Source organism: Lysobacter sp. Root604 (genome assembly GCF_001427505.1).
GTDB lineage: Bacteria > Pseudomonadota > Gammaproteobacteria > Xanthomonadales > Xanthomonadaceae > Lysobacter.
Window position 1 is genome coordinate 376,232 of the sequence record NZ_LMGS01000009.1, and the last position, 23,702, is coordinate 399,933.

Consider the following 23,702-nt stretch of genomic DNA (forward strand, 5'->3'; position numbering starts at 1 on the left):
CGTCGGCTCAGACGTCGAGATTGGCGACCTTGAGCGCGTTGTCCTCGATGAAGGCGCGGCGCGGTTCGACCACGTCGCCCATGAGGGTGCTGAAGATCTGGTCGGCGGCCACCGCATCCTCGATGCGCACCTGCAGCAGACGGCGCGTTTCCGGATTGACCGTGGTGTCCCACAGCTGCTCGGGGTTCATTTCGCCCAGGCCCTTGAAGCGCTGGATCTGGCGGCCCTTCTTGGCTTCCTCGAGCAACCAGGCCTGCGCCTGGGCGAAGCTGTCGACCGGCTGGGCGCGATTGCCGCGCACGATCTGCGCGCCTTCGCGGACCAGGCCGTGCAGCAGCGAGGCCGCTTCGCGCAGGGCGCGCAGCTCACCGCCCTCGAAGGCCGACAGCGGCAGCACCTGGGTCAGTTCCTGGCCCATGTGGCTGCGCGTGACCAGCAGCGCGGCCTGGCGCGCTTCGCTGGCCGGGTGCAGACGCAGGCGGTAGCGCGGCTTGCCCAGGCCGGTGCGGTTGAGGCGCTTTTCCAGCGCTTCGAGTTCGTGCTGTTCGTCGACGTTGGCCAGCAGGTGGGCGCTGTCCAGCGGGGTGAAGTCGATCAGCGCCTCGAGCACGTTGGGATCGTAGCGGTGCGCGTTGCGCGCGATCGCTTCGCGCGCGCCGGCGTAGGCCAGCAGCAGCTTCTCCAGCGCCGCGCCCTCGATCGGCCGCTCGCCCTCGGCCGGAATCAGGCCCGCGCCTTCGACGGCGTTGTTGGCCAGATACACGTCCAGCGCGGTGTCGTCCTTGAGGTAGATCTCGTTCTTGCCCTGCTTGATCTTGTACAGCGGCGGCAGGCCGATATAGATATGGCCGCGCTCGATCAGCTCCGGCATCTGCCGGTAGAAGAAGGTCAGCAGCAAGGTGCGGATGTGCGAGCCGTCGACGTCGGCGTCGGTCATCAGGATGATGCGGTGGTAGCGCAGCTTGTCCGGGTTGTACTCGTCCTTGCCGATGCCGGTGCCCAGGGCGGTGATCAGGGTGCCGACTTCGGCGCTGCCGAGCATGCGGTCGAAACGCGCGCGCTCGACGTTGAGGATCTTGCCCTTGAGCGGCAGGATCGCCTGGGTCTTGCGGTTACGGCCCTGCTTGGCCGAGCCGCCTGCGGAGTCGCCCTCGACGATGAACAGTTCCGACAGCGCCGGGTCTTTTTCCTGGCAGTCGGCGAGCTTGCCGGGCAGGCCGGCGATATCCAGCGCGCCCTTGCGGCGGGTGAGGTCGCGCGCCTTGCGCGCGGCTTCGCGCGCACGCGCGGCGTCGATGATCTTGCCGGTGATCGCGCGCGCTTCGTTCGGGTGCTCCTGCAGGAATTCCTCCAGGCGCGCGCCGAAGGTGCTTTCCACCACCGGACGCACTTCCGAGCTGACCAGTTTTTCCTTGGTCTGCGAGGAGAAGCTGGGGTCGGGCACCTTCACCGACAGCACCGCGATCATGCCTTCGCGCATGTCGTCGCCCGACAGCGCGACCTTGGCCTGCTTGGCGATGCCGCTGTTTTCGATGTAGTTGGTCAGCGTGCGGGTGAGCGCGGCGCGGAAACCGATCAGGTGGGTGCCGCCGTCCTTCTGCGGAATGTTGTTGGTGAAGCAGAACATCGTTTCCTGGTAGGAATCGGTCCACTGCAACGCCACGTCCACGGTGATGCCGTTCTGTTCGCCCGACACCGAGATCACGTTCGGGTGCAGCGGCGTCTTGACCTGGGCCAGATGCTCGACGAAGGAGCGGATGCCGCCTTCGTACTGGAACACGTCGCGACGGCCTTCGCCGCGCTCGTCGACCAGGGTGATCTTGACGCCGGAATTCAGGAACGACAGTTCGCGCAGGCGCTTGGCCAGGATGTCGTAGTGGAATTCGACGTCGGTGAAGATTTCCGCCGCCGGCTTGAAGCGCAGCAGGGTGCCGCGCTTGTCGGAGGCTTCGAGTTGCTTGAGCGGATACACCGGCTCGCCCAGCGCGTATTCCTGCTGGTGGTGGTGGCCGTCGCGCCAGATGTCGAGCCACAGTTGCTCGGACAGCGCGTTGACCACCGACACGCCCACGCCGTGCAGACCGCCGGAGACTTTGTAGCTGTTGTCGTCGAACTTGCCGCCCGCGTGCAGCACGGTGAGGATGACCTCGGCCGCCGACACGCCTTCTTCCTTGTGGATGTCGACCGGAATGCCGCGGCCGTTGTCGTAGCACGACACCGAGCCGTCGTCGTGCAGCGTGACGATCACATCGTCGGCGTGGCCGGCGAGCGCTTCGTCGATCGCGTTGTCGACGACTTCGAACACCATGTGGTGCAGACCGGTGCCGTCGTGGACGTCGCCGATGTACATGCCCGGCCGTTTGCGTACGGCTTCGAGCCCGCGCAAGACGGTGATCTTGCTGGAGTCGTAGGTCTGGTTCGGGGTCGGCTCGGGAAGCTGGTCGTTGTTTTCAGACATGCGCTGTGGGATTCCGCGGTCCGCCTACGGAGGTCGGAGACGCGACACATTAGCTGTAGGGACTGAGGCCGAGTATACCGCGCCTGGGGCCCGCCGGTCCGCCCGGGATATCCCCCGGTCAGACGGCAGCGGGAGAGGCCCTGGGCGGGCGTTGCCGGGCCGTGCGGGCTGCGCGGAGGGGGCGGGGCGGCCCCCTGCGTCTGCTGAGCGCACGAGGGTGCATTGCGGAGGAATTCGGGCAAGGGGCGTGGCGCGGTCGGGCGTGCGCGGCTTCCGGTGTGGGTGCGGGGAAGCGGGAGCGGGTCGCGCGGTTCGGATCGCGATCGCAGACGAGCGTCGCTGCGTGCCGGCAGCGCGGCGATCGATGAGGCGGCGACCTCGCTAGCCTTAGTCCCTGCGGCCGCCGGTTTACGACGAAGCGCAGTGGCTCGGTCCTAGATGTTCCACGTGGAACATCTAGGCAGGACAAATTTCTCCTTGTTCCACGTGGAACACCTTGGTCTCGACGCCCAGCTCGGCCAGGGCACTGGGCGCCTCGGTGCCGGTGATGAAGACCTGGGCACCGCACGCGATCAGGCGCTGCAGCACCCGGCGCTGGTGCTGGCGGTCGAGCTCGGAGGCCAGATCGTCCAGCGCGATCACCGGCCATTCCTTGCGCGCCAGGGCATGGTGCTCGGCCTGGGCCAGCAGGGCGGACAGGGCGGTGAGCTTGGCCTGGCCACGCGACAGCGCGTCGCGGCCGGGCAGGCCGCCGAACTGGATGCGCCAGTCGGCGCGATGCGGGCCGACCGAGGTGTAGCCGGCGATCTGGTCGCGCTCGCGCGCCAGCAGCAGGGCGTCGGCCAGCGGCAGCTCGTCGCGGCGCCAACCCGGCAGGTAGTCCAGGCGGGTGTCGCCCAGCGCCGGGGCCAGTTCGGTGGCCAGGGCCGAGAAGCGCGGTTGCAGATCCTCCAGATAGTGCTGGCGGCGCCGGCTCAGGGGTTCGCCGGCATCGGCCAGCTCTCGGTCCCAAGCGTCGAGCTGGCCGTCGCGGGCCCGGGCCTTGAGCAGGGCGTTGCGCTGCTTGAGCGCGCGGGTGTAGCGCCGCCACAGGGCGATGAAGTCGTGTTCCACGTGGAACAGGCCCCAATCCAGATAACGCCGACGCGCTTCGGCACCGCCGGTAATCAGGGCGTGGCTGCCGGGTTCGAAGCTGACCACGGCCAGCGCCGCGCACAACTCGCCCAACTGGGCCACGGGGCTGCCGTCCAGGCGACCGACCCAGTCCTGCCCGCTGTGGCGCAGCCCGGCCTTGCGCAGCCGGGTCGCGGTCGGGCCGCCGTCGGCGACCGCGGCCACATTCGGGCCGAGACCCTCCTGCCATTCGACGAACACCTCCAAGGCCGGATCACCGGCCCGGACCAGGCCATCGCGGACCCGACCACGGAAGCTGCGCCCGTAGGCCATCAGGTGGAGGGCCTCGAGCAGGCTGGTCTTGCCGGCGCCGTTATCGCCGGTGATCAGATTGATCCCGGGCGCGGGCGCCAGCCGGACATCGGCGAAGCGGCGCAGGCCACGGGCTTCCAGGCGGGTTACGTGCATGTGCGGATGATCGCAGATCGGTTTAGGGAGGCGCGGGAGGAACGCGCAGGACGCTGGGGGATTGGAAGGACTGGGAGGTAGCGGGCAGCGGAGCAGGGAGCAGGGAGCAGAAATCGATAATCCATCGATGCGGCCTCCCCCTTTTGAAAAAGGGGGATTGAGGGGGATTTGCTTTCAGGCCAGCCGCAAGCGGGGCCTCATCCTCCCCAACCCGTTCGGCCTCAGCCTTTCAGACGAGCGAGCAATGCATAGCCAAACCGAGGCAACGCACAGCCCACGCCGGCCCCAAAACGAAACGCCCGGCAGCGCCGGGCGTTTCATGTTCCACGTGGAACCGGCCCTTCCGGACCGGCAGCCGATCAAAGACGCAGCGGCATCACCACGTGGCGGCACTTCTCGTTGGCCGCTTCGCGCACCAGCGCAGAGGAATTGGCATCGCGCAGCGCGATCACCACGTGCTCGTCGCGCAAGGCAGTCAGGGCATCGAGCAGGTAGTTCACGTTGAAGCCCACCGCCAGATCGTCGACCTTGGTGTCGGCTTCCACTTCTTCCTGCGCTTCTTCCTGCTCCGGGTTGTGCGCGCTGATCTTGAGCTGCCCGGGCGAGACTTCGATGCGCACGCCGCGGTACTTCTCGTTCGACAGGATCGCCGCACGCTGCAGGGCCGCACGCAGGGTTTCGCGCTCGATCCGCACTTCTCGGTCGGCGCCGATCGGAATCACCGCCTCGTAATCCGGGAAACGGCCGTCGATCAGCTTGCTGGTGAAGGTCACATCGTCGCGCTTGACCCGGATGTGGCCGCGGCCCATCTCGATCTCGATCTCGCGGTCGCCGCCTTCCAGCAGACGCTGCAGCTCCTGCACGCCCTTGCGCGGCACGATGATCTGGCGCTTGGTCTGGCCGCTGCCTTCGTAGGCGGTTTCGCACAGCGCCAGGCGATGGCCGTCGGTGGCCACGCAGCGCAGGCTGTTTTCGCGCAGATCGAACAGCAAGCCGTTGAGGTAGTAGCGAACGTCCTGCTGGGCCATCGCGAACGCGGTGCGTTCGATCAGTTCCTTCAGCGCCGCTTCCGGCACGCGCACGCGCTCGGTGGCTTCGACTTCGTCGATCGACGGGAAGTCGTTGGCCGGCAGGCTGGCCAGCGTGAAGCGCGAACGCCCGGCCTGGACCGTGATCTTCTCGGCGGTCTGGGTGACGGTCACCTTGCTGCCGTCGGGCAGGGCCCGAACGATTTCGAACAGCTTGCGCGCCGGGATGGTGGTTTCGCCGTCTTTGGCGTCGTCGACAAGGATGCGCGACACCATTTCGACTTCCAGGTCGGTACCGGTCAGCGACAGCTGCCCGTCCTTGACCTGCACCAGCAGGTTGGCCAGGACCGGCAGGGTCTGCCGGCGTTCGACTACGTTGACGACTTGCGCCAACGGCTTGAGAAACACTTCTCGTTGCAGGCTGAAACGCATGCGGACCCCTTAGCCCCTAGTCGGTTCGGGCGGCAACGCCCAATACAAAAGAGATGGATAAATCAAAAGCATGGTGGTGATGGTGTCGCCGAAAATCCGGGAAAACTAAGACAACCTATTGTTTATACTGGATTTTTCGTTCATGCAAAGTTCGGTAGAACCGGACCCTGAGCTCCGGGACAATCTGTGGATAAATTTGGAGGCCGGTCGCCGGCTCCGATCTATCCACAGCTTGTACGCGAGCCATGCACCGCTTTGTTCGAAGAGTACCTGCACCGGCGCCGTTCGTCGCCTGCAGGCTCACTCGCTGAGCTTGCGGATCAGCTTGTCCCAATCCTCACGGAGCTTGCCGTCGGTCTCCATCAGGGTGCGGATCTGCCGGCAGGCATGCAGCACCGTGGTGTGGTCGCGGCCGGCGAAGGCATCGCCGATCTCGGGCAGGCTGTGCTCGGTCAGTTCCTTGGTCAGCGCCATCGCGACCTGGCGCGGGCGCGCCAGGGAACGGGTGCGGCGCTTGGACAGCAGGTCCTTCATCTGCAGGCCGTAGTAATCGGCCACGGTCTTTTGGATGTTGGGGATGCCGATCGCCTGCTGCTGTGCGCGCAACAGGTCGCGCAGGGTTTCCTGGGCGAACTCGACGGTGATCGCGCGGCCGGTGAAGTTGGCGCGTGCGGTCAGGGTGTTGAGCGCGCCTTCCAGGTCGCGCACGTTGCTGCGCATCTTCTTGGCCAGCAGGAACGCGACTTCCTCGGGAATCGCGGCGCCGCGTTCCTTGGCCTTGGAGATCACGATCTGGGCGCGGGTCTCGAAGTCCGGCGGCTCGATCGCCACCGACAGGCCCCAGGCCAGGCGCGACTTCAGGCGCGGCTCCAGGCCCTCGACTTCGCGCGGGTAGCGGTCGCAGGTCAGGATGATCTGCTGCTTGCCGTCGAACAGCGCGTTGAAGGTATGGAAGAACTCCTCCTGGGTGCGGTCCTTGCCGGCGAAGAACTGGATGTCGTCGATCAACAACGCGTCCACGCGCTGGAACTGGCGCTTGAACTGATCCATGGTCTTGTCCTGCAGCGACTTCATCATCGCGCTGAAGAACTGTTCCGAACGCAGGTACATCACGCGCATGGCCGGATTGGCCTCGCGCATGGCGTTGCCGGCGGCGAACATCAGATGGGTCTTGCCCAGGCCGGTACCCCCGTACAGCAGCAGCGGGTTGTGCGCGCGTTCGCCGGGTTTCTGCGCCGCCTGCAGCGCCGCGGCGCGGCCGAGCTGGTTGCTGCGGCCTTCGACGAAGTTGTCGAAGGTGTAGTGATTGTCCAGGTTGCCCTGGAAGGGTTCGACCGGCGCCACCGCGGCCGCGCGCGCGGCGTTGACCGGCTCGGCTTCGCGCACCGGCGCCACGCGCGGCAGCGAACCGATTTCCAGGCTGACCTCGGCGCTGCCGGCGAAATAATTCAGCAGCTCGCGGATGCGTCCCAGGTAGCGTTCGCGCACGTGCTCGACGACGAAAGCGTTGGGCGCATACAGCACCGTGACGTCGTCGCGCTGGGCCGCTTGCAGCGGCTTGAGCCAGGTGTGGACATCCTCGACCGGGTATTCGGCTTCGAGTCGTTCGAGGCAGCGGGGCCAAGCTTCCATCGGTCGGCAGGTCTTCTTAGTGCGGTGCGGCCGGCCTGGGGGCGCGGCGGTCGAAACGCCGCCGGCCGCGCGATGCGACTCGCGGCGAACGGGGCAGGGGGGTCGGCCAGACTATCACCGCGGCGAGGTCCGGAACAGGACTTGTCCACAAGGCTGAACACAGGCTAGTCCACAGGCCCGGACCCGGCGCGAGCCAGCCAGGACGCGGATTGGCGCGTTCTTGACCAAGCGCCGGACACCGCATCGCCGTAGCATGGACCCCGGCCGTCGCAGCGGCCGGGGACACCGCCCCTAGCGCCCCGCTGTTCAGTTCAACTTGACCGCGCCCTGGGATCGCCGCTATGATCGCCGGTCTTTTCCGCCGTATTAATAGAGCCGGACCATGGCCACCAAGCGCACCTATCAGCCCAGCAACCTCAAGCGCAAGCGCGACCACGGTTTCCGTGCCCGCATGGCGACCGCCGACGGCCGCAAGATCCTGGCCCGTCGTCGCGCCAAGGGCCGCAAGCGTCTCTGCGCCTAAACGTCGTTCCGGTTGCCCGTCGCTAAGGCGATCCCAGGCAACCGTCCGGCAATCGCCGGTACCGACCTGATGAATTCCACCCGCTTCCCGCGCACCGCGCGGGTACGCGCGCGTTCGGATTTCGACCGCATCTTCAAGCACGGCCGGCGCATCGCGCTGCCCGTGCTTGCTTTGCATTGGCAGGTCGTCGATTGCGAGCCGCGTCTGGGCCTGGCGGTATCGCGCAAGGTCGACCCGCACGCGGTCGGCCGCAACCGCATCAAGCGCGCCCTGCGCGATACCTTCCGCAAACTGCGCGCCGAGCTGGCGCGCGGCGATTACGTCGTGGTCGCCCGCCCCGGGGCCTCGCGCTGCACGCGTGAGGAACTCGATCAGGCCTTCCTGGGTCTGCTCAAGCGCGCCGGCGCGTTGCCCGCACCTGCGGTGCCCGGCACAATGCCGGCCGATCCCATTCCCTCCCCACTGCCGGACCCCGGTCCCGGCTGAGCCCGCCTGCTGCCCATGAACCAGACCCGTGTATTCCTGATCTTCGCCTGGCTGATGGTGGCGACCCTGCTGTGGATGGAATGGGGCAAGGAGAAGTCCGCGCCTCCGGCGCCGGCGGTCACCGCCGCTTCCGCCGCCGCCACGGCCAGCACCGTGCCCGGCGCGACCGTGCCCACGGCCGCGGCCGGCAAGGGCCTGGTACCCGCCGCGCCGGCCCTGCCCGGCGCTACGCCGACCGCCACGGTCGCCGCGCCCAGCGCCGCGCAGACGGTCACCGTCACCACCGACGTGCTCAAGGTCGTGCTCGACGGCGGCACCCTGCACCGCGCCGACCTGCTCAAGTATCCGAGCGAAGCGGCCGACGACAGCGCGCCGGTGCGTCTGCTGGCCGAGGACGCCAACAATTACTTCGTCGCCCAGAGCGGTTGGGTCAGCCAGAACGGCGCTACCCCGACGCATGAGGGCGGCTTCGTGCCCGAGAGCGCGCAGCGCGACTACGTGCTGGCCAACGGCGCCAAGGAAATCGCGGTGCCCTTCGTCTGGACCGGCGCCAACGGCCTGACCATCCGCCGCACCTACGTGTTCCAGCACAGCGGTTACGCCGTCACCGTGCGCGACGAAATCGTCAACGCCGGCGCCGCGCTGTGGCAGGGCGTGATCTACCGCCAGCTCGCGCGCGTGCCGCGCGCGTTGACCCGCAGCGGCCCGATGAACGCCGAGCAGTACAGCTTCCAGGGCGCGGCCTGGTACAGCGCCGCCGACAAGTACGAGAAGCGCAAGTTCGACAAGTTCGGCGAGGACGGCCCGCTCGACAAGAAGGTCACCGGCGGCTGGGTGGCGATGCTGCAGCACCACTTCTTCGCCGCCTGGATCCCGGGCGCCAACGACGAGGGCATGTTCTCGCTCGCGACCGCCGGCACCGCCGGCGGCGGCGCACAGTATCTGATCCGCGACCTCGGCCCGGCCGTCAACGTCGCGCCGGGCGCCAAGGCGCAGACCGAGGCGCGCCTGTGGATCGGTCCCAAGCTGGTCAAGGCGATCGAGGGCCAGCAGGTCCCCGGCCTGGAACGCGCGGTCGACTTCAGCAGCTACAGCATCATGGCCACGATGGCCAACGCGATCTTCTGGCTGCTGGACAAGCTGCACGGCCTGTTCGGCAACTGGGGCTGGTCGATCATCGGCCTGGTGGTGCTGATCAAGCTGGCCATGTACCCGCTGTCCGCCGCGCAGTACCGCTCGATGGCGAAGATGCGCAAGTTCCAGCCGCGCATCGAGCAGCTCAAGGAGCGCTACGGCGAGGACAAGCAGAAGTTCCAGATGGCGATGATGGAGCTGTACAAGAAGGAGAAGATCAATCCGGTCGGCGGCTGTCTGCCGATCCTGGTGCAGATGCCGGTGTTCCTGGCCCTGTACTGGGTGCTGCTGGAGTCGGTGGAGCTGCGCCATGCGCCGTGGATGCTGTGGATCCACGATCTGACCGCGCGCGATCCCTTCTTCGTGCTGCCGCTGATCAACATCGCGGTGATGTGGGCTACGCAGAAGCTGACGCCGACGCCGGGCATGGACCCGATGCAGAAGAAGATGATGCAGCTGATGCCGCTGGTGTTCGGCGTGATGTTCGCCTTCTTCCCGGCCGGTCTGGTGCTGTACTGGATCACCAACAGCGGCCTGGGCCTGCTGCAGCAGTGGTGGATGACCAAGCGTTACGCCGAGGCGCCGGCCAAGGCCTGATCCGCGCCGCATCGTTCGCTCACGAAGCCCGCCTCTCGGCGGGCTTCGTGTTTGTGGGGTGCCTGCTGGCTACGCCGATCGGTTGGGCTGGATCGGGCCGGACCGAGACTTTGGTCTTTGACTCCCTCCTTTGGAAAAGGGTGAAGCCGTGCGGCTTACGAACTACAGGTTCGTGCATGGCTGAACGCACGCAGGCTCTTGCTCCTAGCTCCCTCCTTTGGAAAAGGAGGGTTGGGGAGGATTTGCTTTTGCTTTGCTTTGCGCGGGTTCTTCACGGAAGTCAAAGGCTTCCGCCTGCTGCGCATGCGGGTCACTTTCTCTTGCTAACCCAAGAGTCCGTCTGGATTCCCTTCGGTCAAAAGTAACCAAAGAGAAGGGTTAGCGTGACCATGGACGTCCCTGTCCATTCGAAAAACGGCGCGCGTCCTGCGCGCCGCCCTTCGGGTCTACGGTTGGCTGTGTGAGCGCGGTGCTTTTGGACTTCAATACCGCAGCAACGGCAACGGCAACGGCAACGCCGCCGCAACCGCAACCGCCGCTTGGGCGTCCCGTCTCCCGCCTGCGGGGTGAGGGTGAGGGCGGCGCAGCGCCGTAAGCGCAATTGCCTTTTCTCCCGGCCGTGCGCCATCTACCCCACATCCAACGCGCTACCCTGATGCCCCGCCGCCGCCTCGAACCCGCATGACCGCCACGCCCCCTTCCGACCGCGACACCATCGCCGCGATCGCCACCGCGCCCGGCGCGGGCGGCGTCGGCATCGTGCGTTTGTCGGGACCGCGTGCGCGCGCGATCGGCGAGACGCTGGCCGCGCGCCGGCTGCGGCCGCGCCATGCCCACCATGTACGGTTCGTCGACGCCGACGGCGAGGCCATCGACGACGGCATCGCGCTCTACTTCGCCGCGCCCGCCAGCTACACCGGCGAGGACGTGGTCGAGCTGCAGGCGCACGGTAGTCCCGCGGTGCTGCAGGCCCTGGCCGCGCGCTGCGGCGCGCTCGGCGCCCGCCGCGCGCGCCCCGGCGAATTCAGCGAGCGCGCTTTCCTCGAAGGCCGCCTCGACCTGGCCCAGGCCGAGGCCGTCGCCGACCTGATCGCGGCCGCCGACGAACGCGCCGCCCGTGCGGCGCGGCGCGCGCTCGACGGCGAGTTCTCGCGCCGCGTCGATGCCCTGGCCGACGAGCTGCTGGCGGTGCGCGTGCACGTCGAAGCCGCGATCGATTTCGCCGACGAACCCCTGGACACGCTGGGCGGCGCCGGGCTGCGTCGCCGCCTCGCATCGCTGTCGACCGACCTGGATGCCCTGCTGGCCGCCGCCGAACGCGGCCGCCGCCTGCGCGACGGCCTGCATGCGGTCATCGTCGGCCCGCCCAACGCCGGCAAGAGTTCCCTGCTCAACGCCCTGGCCGGCAGCGAGCGCGCCATCGTCACCGACATCGCCGGCACCACCCGCGACCTGCTGCACGAGACCATCCGCAGCGACGGGGTCGAACTGACCCTGGTCGATACCGCCGGCCTGCGCGAGGGCGGCGACGCGATCGAGCGCGAGGGCATGCGCCGCGCCCGCGACGAACTCGCGCGCGCCGATCTGGCGATCGTGGTGCTGGACGCGCGCGATCCCGAGTCCGGCCATGCCGCGGTCGCCGACGCCATCGCCGGCGTGCCGGCGCGGCTGTGGCTGCACAACAAAGCCGACCTGCTGGACCTGGCCGCGGCCGCCGCGCTGGACGGCGACGACCGCATCGCCCTGTCCGCGCGCACCGGCCAGGGCTTGGACGCCCTGCATGCGCACCTGCGCCGGCTTGCCCAGGGCGAGGGCGCCGACGCCAGCGAAGGCGCCTTCACCGCGCGCGCCCGCCACGTCGAGGCCTTGCGCCGGGCCCAGACCGAACTGGCCGATGCCGGGGGCCAGCTCGAGCGCGAGGTCCTGGATCTGGCCGCCGAGTCCCTGCGCCAAGCGCACGACGCCCTGGGCGAAATCACCGGCCGGGTCCGCGCCGACGATCTGCTCGGGCACATCTTCTCGAGCTTCTGCATCGGCAAGTAGGACACCACCGAGGCGCCATGCGGCACCCGCATTGCGGGACGCGCCGCCGTGCGCGCGCCGGCGCCCCGGGCGACGCGGCGACGGTCCCGCCACGTTGCGGAGTTTGGCCGCGCGCCCCCAAGCGGGCGCTCGCGGAACCCTGCCGCCCCGGATCGGTCACAATCCCCGATTCATGCTTGGCCGAGGCCGTTTTTTGGCCCCCGGCCGCTTGACAAACGCGGCCTGCTAGCGCGTCCTATCCGGCGTGTGCTCGCTACGGCGCACTTCAGGGGAGTTTTGCCAATGACTGTGAACCAAAATGACCGGCGTTCACGCCGGCTGTCCGTCGTAACGCATGCGACCATCGCGCTGGCCCTGGCCTGCACGCTGGCTGCTTGCGGTAAGGATCAACCCGCCCAGGATGCGGCGGCCACCTCCGCGGCCACCACGGCCCCGGCGGTAACACCGGAAACCGCAGTGTCGGCCAAGGTCTCGGCCTTGACCGTCGATCAGCTGCGCGAGGCCGCCCGCAAGGCCTATGCGGAAAACCGTTTGTACGCACCGGTCGAAGACAATGCGGTCGAGTACTACCTCGCACTGCGCGACAAGGCGCCGGCCGATGCCGCCGTCTCCAGCGCGCTCACCGACCTGCTACCGATGACCGTCATCGCCACCGAGCAGAGCGTCGGCCGCGAGGACTTCGCCGAAGCCCAGCGCCTGTCGGCCCTGTTGGAAAAAGCCGATGCCCAGCATCCGGCGCTCGCGCGCCTGAAGGCCAGCATCGTCGCCAAGCAGGCCGAGGTCGCCAAGCGCGCCGAACAGCAGGTGCTGACCGCCGAGGAGCAGGCCAAGAAGCAGGCCGACCTCGAGAAGCAGCGTCTGGCCCAGCAGGAAGCTCAGCAGAAGCAGGCCGCGACCCAGCTGGCCGCCTCGCAGGCCGCCGAGCGTCAGGCCGCCGCCACCCGCGAAGCCGATCAGCGCGCCGCCGACCAGCGTGCCGCCGATCAGCGCGCGGCCGAGCAACGCGCGGCCGAAGCGCGTGCCGCCGAAGCGCGTCAGACCGCCGCCGCCACGCCGTCGGCGGGCAACGATCTGCGCGCGGTGTCGACGCCGGCGCCGCGTTATCCGCCGGAAGCGCTGCGCGCGGGTCAGTCGGGCGAAGTGCAGGTCGAGTTCACCGTCGGCACCGACGGCTCGGTCACCGCCGCCCGCGTGGTCCGTTCCAACCCGGCGCGCATCTTCGACCGCGAGGCGGTCAATGCGGTGCGCAAGTGGCGGTTCCAGCCGGTGGGGGCACCGGTCACGACCCGTCGCACGATCGGGTTCAATCCCGGCGGTTAAGCGATCCAATGGCGGGAGTGCGTATGCACAGGGGACCCGTCCGCAGTACCCGCAACGCCCGGCTTCGGCCGGGCGTTGTTTTTTGCGCGGCTTACGAACCGTAGGCTCGTGCGCGAATCTCGACCACTTGCTCCTAGCTCTTTAGCTCCCTCCTTTGAAAAAGGTGAAGCCGTGCGGCTTACGAACCGCAGGTTCGTGCGCGGCTGAACGCCGGCAGGCTGTGCCTGCTGATCGGGCGGGTTGGGGAGGATTTGCTGTTGCTTTGCTTTCGTCTTTTCTGGCCGAAGCCCCTGCGAGTTCGGGGCTTTCGCCGGGATTTTTCGAATGGACATCCCTGTCCATTCGAAAAACGGCGCGCGTCCTGCGCGCCGCCCTTCGGGTCTACAGTTGGTCGTGTGAATGCGGCGCTTTTGGATTTGAATGCCGCAGCAACAGCAACAGCAACAGCAACAACCGCAGACGCAGCAAGCGCTGCGTCGTTACGACGACGCTCGCGAACGTAGGATGTGGTGAGCCTTGGGCGAACCGCATCGTCGCGTGACACCGAAGCATCGCGACGGTGCGGTGGTCGTCGCATCCTACGGCCACGCGACGCGCCGCATCGAAACAAAAAGCCCGGCGCTAGGCCGGGCTTTCTGCGATACACATTGCGGCTCGAACCTCAGCCCGAAATCGCCAGGCGTTCGTTGTGGTAACGGCGCACCGCCGCGAACCACAGCAGCGCGGCCAGGGCGAAGCCGGCGGCCAGGTAGACCATCCACACCTGCGGCGCGATGAACTCGCCGCGGATCACCTTCAACAGCAGCTGGTTCTGGGCCAGGAACGGCACCGTGAACTGCCATAGCTGGGTCTTGAGCGGGTTCACCATCAGGATGATGGTCGGCACCATCGGCATCAACATCAGCCAGGTCATGTGGCTCTGCGCTTCCTTGATGCTCTTGGCGCCGGCGGCCAGATAGGTGAGCAGCGCGGTGCCGATGAACAGCATCGGCAGCAGGATCAGCAGCATCTTGCCGATCGCCATGAAGCTCACGTCGAGCATGCGCGAACTGCCCGTGCCCATCTGCGCGCTGAGCTTGAACGCCAGCAAGGTCAGCAGCAGGGACGTGAAGCCCAGCACGCAGGCCGCGGCGATCTTGCCGCTGACGATGGAGCCGCGCGAGGCCGGCGTGGCCAGCAACGGTTCCAGCGACTGGCGTTCGCGCTCGCCGGCGGTGGCGTCCAGGATCAGGGCCGCGCCGCCGATGAAGGACGAGAAGATCAGCAGGTAGGGCAGCATGAAGGACAGCATCAGGCCGCGCTTGGCTTCCGGCGTGGCCAGATCGCGCGTGCCGACGTTGACCGGCCGCACGATGGTCGGCGACAGGCCGCGCGCGAGCAGGCGCAGCGCGCCTACCTGCTGGCTGTACGACTCCAAAGCGTTGCGCAGACGCGCGCTCGGAATCTCGGCGTCGCGCCGCGTCGTGTCCTGCACGATTTCCACCTGCGCCGGCTGCCCGTCCTTCCACTGCTTGCCGTACTCGGCGCCGATCTGCAGGGCGACGTCGACGTCCTGGCGCGCGATCGCCTGGTCCAGGTCGGCCGGCGGCTTGGTCGCGACGATGCCGCGGGTGGCCAGGTAGGCGATCAGGTTGGGCGCGCGCTCGGCGCCCAGCACCGGCACTTCCAGGGTCTTGTCGAGCTGGGTCTTGGCGCGCTTCTCAGCCAGCGAGCCCATGCCCAGCATCAGCACCGGGTACAGCAGCGGACCCAGCAACAGGGCCAGGGCGAGGGTGCGGCGGTCGCGGCCGATGTCGCGCAGTTCCTTGCGCATCACCGCCATCGTTGCGGAGAACCAGGAGGTCTTCATGCGTGCAGGCCCTCGTCGCTGCCGATCGCGCGCACGAACGCGTCCTCGAGATTGGCTTCGCCGGTCTGTGCGCGCAGCTCGTCGGCGGTGCCGGAGGCGACCACCTTGCCCTTGGCCACGATCACGATCCGATCGCAGAGCGCGGCCACCTCTTGCATGATGTGGCTGGAGAAGATCACGCAGCGGCCCTCGTCGCGCAGCTGCTTGAGGAAGCCGCGCATCGCGCGCGTGGTCATCACGTCCAGGCCGTTGGTGGGCTCGTCCAGGATCACGTTGCGCGGGTCGTGGATCAGGGCGCGCGCGATCGCGGTCTTGGTGCGCTGGCCCTGCGAGAAGCCTTCGGTCTGGCGGTCGAGAATGTCGTTCATGTCCAGCGCCGCGGCCAGGGTGCGCGTGCGTTCGGCGATCGCCGCGCGCGACATGCCGTGCAGCTCGCCGAAGTAGGCGATGTTCTCGCGCGCGGTCAGGCGCTTGTACACGCCGCGCGCGTCGGGCAGCACGCCCAGCGCGCGTCGCACCGTGGCCGGATCGCGGCGCGCATCGACGCCGTCGACCTGGATGTCGCCGCGATCGGGCTGCATCAGGGTGTAGAGCATGCGCAGGGTGGTGGTCTTGCCCGCGCCGTTGGGGCCGAGCAGGCCGGTGATCTGTCCGTCGCGGGCCTCGAAGTCGACGCCCTCGACGGCGTGGACCACGCCGGTCTTGGTTTTGAAACTCTTGTGCAGATCGTTAGCGGTGATCATGGCTTCGCCCGGGATTTGGGATTAGGGATTCGGGATTGGCAAAAGCGGAGAGAATCGAGGGAGGGGTTCTACGAATCCCAAATCCCCAATCTCCAATCTCAGCCTTCAAGGCTCCCACCCGTTGAACGAGACGAACGGCGGCACGTAGTCCAAGGTGCCCAGGCATTTGGCGTCGAGCTGCTTGGCGTCGGCGCTTTCCAGGAACTGGCTCAGCAGCTTGGGCATGCAGCCGGAGGCGAAGCTGCCGTGGCCTTGGCCGCGCAGCACCAGGTGACGACCGTTGGGCAGGCCCTTGAGCACCTGCTCGCCGTAGCGCGGCGGCGTTACCGGATCGAACTCGCCCGACAGCAGCAGCGTCGGCAGTGACGATTTGAAGGGTGCGTGGAAATCGGCCGGGCGCTTGCCGGTCGGCCAGGCCTTGCACTGCGCGACCAGCACCGTGGACAGGTCGCTGCCCATCACGGTGTCGGCGTCGGCCGGATCGTCCTTCAACAGATCCGCGTCTTCGGCGCAGATCACCGACAGCTGCATGCCGTGCATGATCTGTTCGCTGACCTGGCCCTGGATCATCTGCGCCAGCGACATCAGCGGTGCGTAGCGGCCCTGGTCGGCCTCGTTGAGCACCAGCGGCAGCAGCGCGGCGGCCTGCGGTGCGTAGGCGAACATGCGGGTGAGGCCGGCGACCGCGCCGGCGGTGGCCATGTCGCGCTTGAGCTCGCCGGTGGTCGGATCGCGGTACTCGACCTCGACCGGATGCTCTTTCAGGCGCGCCATCAGCTCGCGCAGCTGCGCGCGCGGATCGTCGCCGAAGCGCTGGCGGCAGGTCGGCGTCTTGCGGCACTGCTCGAACTGCAGCGCCAGCGAGGCGTCCAGGTTGCGCGCGTGCTCGGAGCCCAGCACCAGCTCGTTGGGGACCACGCCGTCGATCACCACCGCGCGGGTGTGCTGCGGATAGCGCATCGCGTACTGCTGCGCCACGCGGGTGCCGTAGGAGCCGCCGACCACGTCGATCTTGTCGGCGCCCAGCGCCGCGCGCACCGCGTCCAGGTCGCGCACCGCGTCGGTGGTGGTGTAGTAGCGCGGATCGGCCTGCAGCTTGGCCGCGCAGTCGCCGGCGAACTTGACCGCGGCGTCGATGCCGCCGGCGTCGTCCTCCATCACCGCGCTATCGCCCTTGGCGTTGCGGCAGATCAGCGGGTTCGACTCGCCGGTGCCGCGCTGGTCGATCAGCACGATGTGGCGGTGCTTGCGCACTTCGCGGAACGCCGAGTCCATGGTCGGCCAGACTTCGGTGGCGGCCTGGCCGGGGCCGCCGGCGAGGAAGAACACCGGATCGGCGGCGATGTCGGCCTCGTCGGTCGCCGGCAGCCAGGCGATGTTGAGCTGGACCTGGCGGCCCTTCGGCAGGGCCGGGTTCTCCGGCACCGCATAGCGCGCGCATTGCGCGGCGATGCTGTCGGCCGCGAACGGGCTGGCCAGCGAGCAGGGCTTGAAGGCGATCTTGCCGTACAGGCGCTGGCCGGCGCCGGCCTGGGCCGGATCCTTCGCGGCCGGGCCCTGGCCGCAGCCGGCCAACAGCAGGGCGGCCGCGAGCGCGGCCGTCAAAGTCTGGGTGATACGCATGGATCCCTCTCGTCCTAAGGCGATACGCCTTCAGGATGACAGACTGAGGCAGGCGGAAAAATGTGACCAGTGCGGACCGGTCGCGGTCGCGTCGGTGCAGGCGGGCCCAGCGGCGGGGTAGCCGCGACGCCTCCTGTGGGAGCGGCGTAAGCCGCGATCGCGACAAGGGGCGTCCGGCGTCGGCGACATCGTGCGCAAGACGCCGGTGCCAACGACCGGCATCATGCGTATCGGGACGACAATCGCGGCTTACGCCGCTCCCACAGGAGGCGGTAGGTCGCGCCTACAGATCCGGCGCCGGGTCGGAACGGCGCTCTTCCAGTTCGTCGCTCTCGCCGCCCTGGCGCGCGGACAGGGCCAGCGCCTGATAGCGGCTGCGGTAACGGTCCAGCGCGGCCTCGTCCAGCTCTTCCAGGTCCAGCAGCGCGTTGTGGGCGTCGTGGCTGGCGCGGATCAGCTCGTCGAGCTTGATCTGCATGGCCTCGGTGTCGCGGTTCTGGGTGTTCTGGATCAGGAACACCATCAGGAAGGTGATGATGGTGGTGCCGGTGTTGATGACCAGCTGCCAGGTATCGCTGAAGCCGAACAGCGGCCCGGTGATCAGCCAGACCAGGATCAATCCCACCGCCAGCGCGAAACACAGCGGCCGGCCGGTGAAGCGCGACGCCCATTTGGCGACACGGGTGAAACTGCTGTGCATGCCCATGACCGGCCCCGCTGCTGGGAAGCCGCCATCGTGGCGGGCATGGTGTGGAGCAGGAGTGAGGCTGGAAGCGAAAAGCGAGTAGTGAGCGTAGAGGAGTGAGGAGCGAGCGAAAGCGCTTCTACTCACTTCTCACTCCTCTACGCTCACTCCTGCTACTTGCTGCTGACGTACTTCTCGCGGCGGATCGCCGGCACCGGCAGGCCGTGGGCCTTGAGCGCCTCGAAGCAGGCGTCGACCATGTTGGGGTTGCCGCACAGGTAGGCGATGTCGGTCTCGCCCTGGGGCGCGAACTCGTCGAGGAACTGCTGCACGTAACCGTGGCGGGTGTCCGGGTGCGGGTCGGCCGGCAGCTCGCGCGAGTAGCAGGGCACGAAGCGGAAGTTGGGCTGGCGGTCGGCGAAGGCGCGGAACTCGTCGCCGTACAGCAGCTCGTCCGGGGTGCGCGCGCCGAACAGCAGCACCACCTCGATGCCGCGCTCGCGGATCAGGGTTTCCAACTGCGGCAGCATCGCCCGGTACGGGGTCACGCCGGTGCCGGTGGCGATCAGCAGGTAGCGCCGGTTGGCGTCGGCGGGCATCAGGCAGAAGCGCCCGAACGGGCCGCTGGCGTCGACCGTGCCGCCCTCGTCCAGGCCCTCGAACAGCGCGGTCGCCGCGCCGCCGGGCACGTAGCTCACTGCGATCTCCACCGCCTCGCCCGGTCCCAGGGCGTGGTCGTGGATGGTCGCCAGTGAGTAGCTGCGCTTGGTCGCGGTGCCGTCGGCGTACTGGAAGTGAACCTGGATGAACTGGCCGGGGATGTAATCCAGCGGCTGGCCGTCGTCGCGGACGAAGGTGTAGTGGCCCACGGTGGGGGCCAGCATGCGGCGCGAGACGAGCTTGAGGGGGAAATGCTGGATGGCCACGGCTACCGACAAACCTGCAACAGTCTGTGGCCGGAGCGCGACCACGGGGGCGCCTATACTACCGGTTATCGCCGCGCGGCTCGCGGCGCAGGCTTCCCGAAATGACCCAAAACCAAGCTGGTACGGCCTCCGCGGCGCTCGCGCCCACCGCGGCCGGCGGCACCGCGGCGGTGCCCGCGCTGTCCGTGCGCGCGCTGCGCAAGACCTACGACAACCGCGTCGAAGCCCTCAAGGGCGTCTCCCTGGACGTCGCCCCGGGCGACTTCTTCGCCCTGCTCGGGCCCAACGGCGCCGGCAAGTCGACCCTGATCGGCATCGTCAGCTCGCTGGTCAACCTCAGCGCCGGCTCGGTCGAGATCTTCGGCACCGACCTGACCAAGCAGCGCGGGGCGGCGATGCGCCTGATCGGCCTGGTGCCGCAGGAACTCAACTTCAACATGTTCGAGAAGCCGCTCGACATCCTGGTCAATTACGCTGGCTTCTACGGCGTGCCGCGCAAGGTCGCGATCGAGCGCGCCGAGGAAGAGCTCAAGCGCGCCCAGCTGTGGGACAAGGCGCAGATGATGAGCCGCACCCTGTCGGGCGGCATGAAGCGGCGCCTGATGATCGCGCGCGCCATGATGACCCGGCCGCAGCTGCTGATCCTGGACGAGCCCACCGCGGGCGTGGACATCGAGATCCGCCGCGGCATGTGGAAGACCCTGCGCGAGATCAACGCCGCCGGCACCACCATCATCCTGACCACGCATTATCTGGAAGAGGCCGAAAGCCTCTGCCGCAATCTGGCGATCATCGACCACGGCCGCATCGTCGAGCAGGGCCCGATGAAGGCGCTGCTGGCCAAGCTCGACGTCGAAGGCTTCTTGTTCGACATCGACGGCGTGCTGCCGGCGAACCTGCCCAGCATCGAAGGCGCGACCTTGAGCGCCACCGACGACCACACCCTGGACCTGGAGATGCCGCGCGCGATGGATCTCAACCGCGTGTTCGCGACCCTGGGCGAGGCCGGCATCCGGGTGCGCTCGATGCGCACCAAGTCCAACCGACTGGAGGAACTGTTCGTGCGCTTGACCGGCGACCATCTAGACAAGGGCCCGCCCGCCAACGGCGCGCCCGCGCAACCGGAGCCCAGCGCATGAACGAGGTCGTCGCGAATCCGCCCATCAGCAACGCGCAGCGCAACCTGACCGCGCTGGGCACCATCGTGCGGCGCGAAGTCGCGCGCATCCTGCGCATCTGGGGCCAGACCCTGGTGCCGCCGGCGATCACGATGGCCCTGTACTTCCTGATCTTCGGCGGCCTGATCGGCTCGCAGATCCGCGACATGGGCGGCTACAGCTACATGGAATTCATCGTCCCCGGCCTGGTGATGATGAGCGTGATCCAGAACAGCTACGGCAATATCTCCTCCAGCTTCTTCGGCGCCAAGTTCGGCCGCCACGTCGAGGAGCTGCTGGTCAGCCCGATGCCCAACTGGGTGATCCTGACCGGCTACGTCGCCGGTGCGGTGCTGCGCGGCCTGATGGTGGGCACCATCGTGCTGCTGATCGCGATGTGCTTCACCAAGGTCAGCGTGCCGCACCCGCTGGTGACCCTGACCACGGTGTTGCTGGGCGCGACCATCTTCTCGCTGGCCGGCTTCATCAACGCGGTCTACGCCAAGAAGTTCGACGACGTCGCGATCGTGCCGACTTTCATCCTGACCCCGCTGACCTACCTGGGCGGCGTGTTCTATTCGGTCAAGCTGCTGCCGCCGTGGGCCGAGGCCATGACCCACGCCAATCCGATCTTCTACATGGTCAACGCCTTCCGCTACGGCCTGCTGGGCAGCTCCGACGTGCCGCTGTGGGTGGCCTATGCGCTGATGCTGGGCTTCGTCGTCGCGCTGGCGGCGCTGGGCCTGTGGCTGCTCAAGCGCGGCGTCGGGCTGCGCAGTTGAGCGCGCGCCGCGGCGCGAACGCGGCGGCGCTGATGCTGGCACTGGCTCTGAGCGGCGGCGCTGCCGCCGCCGAAACCGACGCTGCGCGATCCGAGGTCGAATCGGGCGCGGTGCGCCTGCTGCGCGAACTGGCCATCGCCGACGGCATGCGCCTGAGCCGCGCGTCCCTGTGCGGTTACGGCGAAGACGATCTGGGCCGGCTGGCCGCGAGCTTGCGCGCGCAGACCGACGCGCGGGCGCGCGAAGCGGGCGTGTCCGTCGACGAGGCGCGCTACGGCGACGACATGTACGAGGGCATGGGCCAGTCCATGATCGAGTTGCTGAAGTTGCCGGCGGAAGAGATCGCCGACGAGCAAAGCTATCGGGCCAGCCACTGCGCCGAGGTACGCGGCGACATCGATGCCTTGCTGCGGCAGGCGCCTTAAGCCGCAGGCGGACGCGCCGTAAGCTCGATCGAACTCCCGCGACGGTGCGGTTAACACCGCACCCTACGACGCGATCGCGCGCAGAACCCCAAGACACCCGCACTCGTAGGATGCGGTGAGCCCCAGGCGAACCGCATCGCCGCGCCGCATCGAACTTCCGCGACGGTGCGGTTAACACCGCACCCTACGGCGCCGACCTAGTCGCACACCGCGCCGTCGCCGCCGTCCGAGCGGCACAGCGGCGGCCAGCCCTGCTCGCGCCAGAACGCGGCCAGTCCGCTGTCGCGCAGATAGGCCTGGAACGCGGGATCGCGGCGCAGCGCGCGCGATTCGGGCTGCCACAGCACCCAGTGGTAGGAGGCGTAGCCCGCGCGCTGCACCGCGTCGAGTCCGGCGATGTCGCGGCGGTAGTCGCGCACCGGCAGCAGCAGGCGGGTGAAGTCGTAGTCGACCTGGCCGTAGCTCAGGCTGCGTTCGGAGATTTCGATCGCCGGCAGCACCGCCGGCCAGTGCGAGGGATCCTGCAGCGCCGCGGCCGCGGCGATTTCCGAATTGCGCCAGGGCATATCGGATGGCAGCGTCTGGGCGATGCGCGCGGCGGTGGCGTAGTCGCGGCGCCAGGCCGCGTTGAAGTAGCGCGCGGTCTTGGCCTGGACGGGATCGGCCATGGCCAGATGCGACTGCGCCTCGTCGTGGCGGCCCAGGGTGTCCAGCAACCGGCCGCGCCAGAAGTGCAGCATCGGATCGTAAGGCGCGATCAGCAGGGTGTCGTCGATCTCGCGCAGGGCTTGATCGACGTAGCCCATGGTCGCCAGGCGCTGCGCATGGGCGCCGCGCCAGGAGGTGTCCGAGGGCGTGAGCGCGATCGAGCGTTCGGACAGCCTCAGGCATTGCTGCCATTGCTGTTCGCGGCAGGCGCGGTTGGCCTGCACGCCCAGCGCGTCGGGTTGTTGCGGATCCAGCTTCAGCGCCGTGGCCGCGGCCCGATCGGCCTCGGCGCGCACGGCGTCGCGGCCGGGCTCCTTGGCCAGCGAGCGCAGCCACAGCCGCGCCGCCAACGCGCCCCAGGCGCGCGCGTAGTCGGGATGCTCGCGCAGCAGCGCGCGCAAGGCGTTCTCGGACGCCAGCCCGGAGGAGTTGGTGTTGCGCAAGCCGCCGGACGAGGCGTTGCGCGCGATCAGGTAGCGCTGGTACAGCGCCGGGTCTTCGTTGGCCGGCGGCGCCGGCGGCTTCTCGCCGAGCTGGCGCTGCATGGCGTTGCCGATCGCGTAGGCGATGTTGCGCTGGATCGCGAAGATGTCGCGGAACTCGCGGTCCAGGTCCTGCGTCCACAGGGTGCGGTCGCTGGCGGCCTCGACCAGGCGCAGGCTGATGCGCAGGCGCTCGCCGTCCTGGCGCACGCTGCCTTCCAGCACGTGGGTCGCGCGCAGGCGGCGCGCGATCTCGGCCAAGGGCAGCTTGGCGTCGCGGAACTGCACCGAGGAGGTGTGCGAGGTCACGCGCAGGCCGTCGATGCGCGCGAGCAGACCGATCAGCTCCTCGCTCAGGCCGTCGGCGAAGTCCTGGCTGCGCGGGTCGTCGCCGAGCGCGCGCAGCGGTAGCACCGCCAGCACCGGCGGCGCTTCGCTGCGGGCGCCGGCCACGCCGGGGTCGCCGTCGCCTTCGCCGCCGTAGCGCCACCACACCAGGGCGGCGATCGCCAGCAGTGCGGCCAGGCCGGTCAACAGGATCGCGCGCGTCCGCGTCCGGGGCGGCGTCGCCACCGCGTCGTCGGCGCGCCGCGGCGGGATCGGGGCGTTCGTATCGCCCGCCGCTTCCGGGCCGGCCCCACCGGCGGACGCGGCTGCCGGCGGCCGATCGAAGCGATAGCCGTAGCCGTGCACGGTGTGCAGGTAGCGCGGCGAGGCCGCGTCCTCGCCCAGGGCATGCCGCAACAGGGTCATGACCCGGTTCAGCACGCCCGGGGTGACATGCCGGTGGCCCCAGACCGCGTCCAGGATCTCGTCGCGCGCATACACCCGCCCAGGGGCGCCGGCCAGCAGCGCCAGCACTGCATAGGCCTTGGGCTCCAGCGCCTGCACCTCGCCGTCGCGCAGCAGGCGGCGTCCGCCGCGGTCGATCACGATGGCGTCGAAGGCGAGCGGGGCGAGGTCGGGCGGGGCAGGATCGATCGGGGGCACGGCAGAGGTCATGTGATGCGGTCGCGGACCATCGGGGGACGGGCCATTAACGGTTACGCGCGGGCCGCGCTGACGCGGCCTAAGCTTTTCCCAAGCTT

At 68.5% G+C, this 23,702-nt stretch carries 18 protein-coding genes; 8 read left to right on the plus strand and 10 right to left on the minus strand.

The window, feature by feature from the left end; genetic code table 11:
* Positions 1 to 7 precede the first annotated feature (7 nt).
* The 4 genes from gyrB to dnaA form a co-directional block, all read right to left on the minus strand.
* On the minus strand, positions 8 to 2,458 hold the full coding sequence (gene gyrB, locus ASD69_RS10060) for a DNA topoisomerase (ATP-hydrolyzing) subunit B (RefSeq protein ID WP_056177433.1): 2,451 nt from the start codon (positions 2,456 to 2,458) through the stop codon (positions 8 to 10).
* A 456-nt stretch (positions 2,459 to 2,914) separates the two neighbouring features.
* Positions 2,915 to 4,039, minus strand: coding sequence for a DNA replication/repair protein RecF (recF, locus tag ASD69_RS10065; RefSeq protein ID WP_056177435.1), 1,125 nt, complete (start codon positions 4,037 to 4,039; stop codon positions 2,915 to 2,917).
* 359 nt (positions 4,040 to 4,398) lie between these two features.
* On the minus strand, positions 4,399 to 5,499 hold the full coding sequence (gene dnaN, locus ASD69_RS10070) for a DNA polymerase III subunit beta (RefSeq protein ID WP_056177437.1): 1,101 nt from the start codon (positions 5,497 to 5,499) through the stop codon (positions 4,399 to 4,401).
* Between the two features lie 300 nt (positions 5,500 to 5,799).
* Positions 5,800 to 7,131 (minus strand): chromosomal replication initiator protein DnaA, encoded by a 1,332-nt coding sequence (dnaA, locus tag ASD69_RS10075; protein ID WP_056177439.1) that lies wholly within the window; start codon positions 7,129 to 7,131, stop codon positions 5,800 to 5,802.
* Between the two features lie 382 nt (positions 7,132 to 7,513).
* Between dnaA and rpmH the strand changes: the two genes are divergently transcribed.
* The 5 genes from rpmH to ASD69_RS10100 all read left to right on the plus strand — a co-directional run bounded on the left by rpmH (position 7,514) and on the right by ASD69_RS10100 (position 13,234).
* Positions 7,514 to 7,654 carry a 50S ribosomal protein L34 gene (rpmH, locus tag ASD69_RS10080; RefSeq protein WP_031374044.1) on the plus strand — a complete coding sequence of 47 codons (141 nt, stop codon included), beginning with the start codon at positions 7,514 to 7,516 and terminating at the stop codon, positions 7,652 to 7,654.
* Positions 7,655 to 7,723: 69 nt separating this feature from the next.
* Positions 7,724 to 8,140 (plus strand): ribonuclease P protein component, encoded by a 417-nt coding sequence (rnpA, locus tag ASD69_RS10085; protein ID WP_056177441.1) that lies wholly within the window; start codon positions 7,724 to 7,726, stop codon positions 8,138 to 8,140.
* Between the two features lie 15 nt (positions 8,141 to 8,155).
* Entirely contained in the window at positions 8,156 to 9,871 is a 1,716-nt protein-coding gene (yidC, locus tag ASD69_RS10090; protein WP_056177444.1) for a membrane protein insertase YidC, read from the plus strand.
* Between the two features lie 681 nt (positions 9,872 to 10,552).
* Positions 10,553 to 11,914 (plus strand): tRNA uridine-5-carboxymethylaminomethyl(34) synthesis GTPase MnmE, encoded by a 1,362-nt coding sequence (gene mnmE / locus ASD69_RS10095; protein WP_056177446.1) that lies wholly within the window; start codon positions 10,553 to 10,555, stop codon positions 11,912 to 11,914.
* 282 nt (positions 11,915 to 12,196) lie between these two features.
* A complete protein-coding gene (locus ASD69_RS10100) occupies positions 12,197 to 13,234 on the plus strand; it encodes an energy transducer TonB (protein ID WP_056177448.1) in 1,038 nt (345 codons plus the stop codon).
* 661 nt (positions 13,235 to 13,895) lie between these two features.
* On the opposite strand, the gene ASD69_RS10105 is transcribed toward ASD69_RS10100, so the two are convergent.
* The 5 genes from ASD69_RS10105 to ASD69_RS10125 form a co-directional block, all read right to left on the minus strand.
* The gene (locus ASD69_RS10105) at positions 13,896 to 15,083 is read right to left on the minus strand and encodes an ABC transporter permease (RefSeq protein WP_056177451.1); all 1,188 of its coding nucleotides are present in this window, start codon (positions 15,081 to 15,083) and stop codon (positions 13,896 to 13,898) included.
* Positions 15,080 to 15,826, minus strand: a complete 747-nt coding sequence (locus ASD69_RS10110) for an ATP-binding cassette domain-containing protein (protein WP_056177453.1) — start codon at positions 15,824 to 15,826, stop codon at positions 15,080 to 15,082. The genes ASD69_RS10105 and ASD69_RS10110 overlap by 4 nt, the downstream gene beginning before the upstream one ends.
* Before the next feature lie 105 nt (positions 15,827 to 15,931).
* Positions 15,932 to 17,449, minus strand: a complete 1,518-nt coding sequence (locus ASD69_RS10115; protein WP_056177455.1) for an alpha/beta hydrolase — start codon at positions 17,447 to 17,449, stop codon at positions 15,932 to 15,934.
* Positions 17,450 to 17,732: 283 nt separating this feature from the next.
* Positions 17,733 to 18,155, minus strand: a complete 423-nt coding sequence (locus ASD69_RS10120; protein WP_056177457.1) for a low affinity iron permease family protein — start codon at positions 18,153 to 18,155, stop codon at positions 17,733 to 17,735.
* 152 nt (positions 18,156 to 18,307) lie between these two features.
* Complete coding sequence (locus ASD69_RS10125; protein ID WP_056177459.1) at positions 18,308 to 19,018, minus strand: FAD-binding oxidoreductase; 711 nt, start codon at positions 19,016 to 19,018, stop codon at positions 18,308 to 18,310.
* A 227-nt stretch (positions 19,019 to 19,245) separates the two neighbouring features.
* Here ASD69_RS10125 and ASD69_RS10130 point away from each other — a divergent pair, with 227 nt between their 5' ends.
* The 3 genes from ASD69_RS10130 to ASD69_RS10140 are packed head-to-tail and all read left to right on the plus strand — an operon-like array spanning position 19,246 to position 21,424.
* Positions 19,246 to 20,199 carry an ABC transporter ATP-binding protein gene (locus ASD69_RS10130; protein ID WP_056179767.1) on the plus strand — a complete coding sequence of 318 codons (954 nt, stop codon included), beginning with the start codon at positions 19,246 to 19,248 and terminating at the stop codon, positions 20,197 to 20,199.
* Entirely contained in the window at positions 20,196 to 20,999 is an 804-nt protein-coding gene (locus tag ASD69_RS10135; protein WP_056177461.1) for an ABC transporter permease, read from the plus strand. The genes ASD69_RS10130 and ASD69_RS10135 overlap by 4 nt, the downstream gene beginning before the upstream one ends.
* Positions 21,000 to 21,031: 32 nt before the next feature.
* Complete coding sequence (locus ASD69_RS10140) at positions 21,032 to 21,424, plus strand: hypothetical protein (protein ID WP_157499140.1); 393 nt, start codon at positions 21,032 to 21,034, stop codon at positions 21,422 to 21,424.
* A gap of 197 nt (positions 21,425 to 21,621) precedes the next feature.
* On the opposite strand, the gene ASD69_RS10145 is transcribed toward ASD69_RS10140, so the two are convergent.
* On the minus strand, positions 21,622 to 23,616 hold the full coding sequence (locus ASD69_RS10145; protein WP_056177464.1) for a winged helix-turn-helix domain-containing protein: 1,995 nt from the start codon (positions 23,614 to 23,616) through the stop codon (positions 21,622 to 21,624).
* Between the last annotated feature and the right edge of the window lie 86 nt (positions 23,617 to 23,702).